Below are 527 nucleotides of genomic sequence, written 5' to 3'. Positions count from 1 at the left end.
ACTTTGGCTTCGTTCTTGAGCTTGTCCACCAGGGCGGCCACGTCGGCCACCTTGATGCCGGCGCTGCGCTTGGGCGGCTCGCTGACCTTCAGGGTCTTGATGCGCGGCTTGACGTCGACGCCGAGCTCTTCGGGCTTGATGTTGTCGAGCTGCTTTTTCTTGGCCTTCATGATGTTGGGCAGGGTGACGTAACGCGGCTCGTTGAGGCGCAGGTCGGTGGTGATGATGGCCGGCAGCGTCAGCGAAAGGGTTTCCAGGCCACCGTCAACTTCACGCGTGACCTTGGCGATGCCGCCTTCGACTTCGACCTTGGAAGCAAACGTCGCCTGGGGCCAGCCCAGCAGTGCGGCCAGCATCTGGCCGGTCTGGTTGCAGTCGTCGTCAATGGCCTGCTTGCCAAGGATGACGAGCTGGGGTTGTTCTTTTTCGACCAGGGCCTTGAGCAGCTTGGCGACGGCCAGGGGCTGCAGTTCTTCGGCGGTCTCGACCAGGATGGCGCGGTCGGCGCCTATGGCCATGGCGGTGCG

At 63.4% G+C, this 527-nt stretch carries 1 protein-coding gene; it reads right to left on the bottom strand.

The window, feature by feature from the left end; translation table 11 throughout:
- The coding region (locus AC1D1Y_RS26185) for an electron transfer flavoprotein subunit beta/FixA family protein (protein ID WP_477684919.1) at positions 1-527 on the bottom strand (527 nt) is incomplete at both ends.

This window comes from Polaromonas sp. P1_G1, from assembly GCF_056405595.1.
The sequence above is the reverse complement of the archived record's forward strand: the minus strand, read 5'-3'. Positions and strand labels throughout refer to the sequence as shown.